This window comes from Halomonas sp. ND22Bw, from assembly GCF_003011945.1.
GTDB classification, from domain to species: Bacteria; Pseudomonadota; Gammaproteobacteria; order Pseudomonadales; family Halomonadaceae; genus Halomonas; species Halomonas halophila.
The window spans coordinates 1-254 of record NZ_PXWD01001318.1; the positions used below are offsets into that span (position 1 = coordinate 1).

At 71.7% G+C, this 254-nt stretch carries 1 pseudogene; it reads left to right on the forward strand.

Features of this window, described 5'->3' with window-relative positions:
* Positions 1-254, forward strand: a pseudogene (locus CVH10_RS22455) (imidazolonepropionase); the annotation flags it as partial.

Consider the following 254-nt stretch of genomic DNA (forward strand, 5'->3'; position numbering starts at 1 on the left):
GCGGCTCTGGCCGCGCGTCATCGGGCGCTGTCGGCGGACCACATCGAACACGCGAGCGAAGAGGGCGTCGTCGCCATGGCCGCCGCCCACGTGGTCGCCGTCCTGCTGCCCGGCGCCTATTTGATGCTGCGCGAGACCCAGGCGCCGCCGGTCGATCTGCTGCGCCGCCATGGCGTGCGAATGGCCGTCGCCACGGATTGCAACCCTGGCACGTCGCCCTTGGCCTCCATGACCGCCGCTCTGAACCTGGCCTG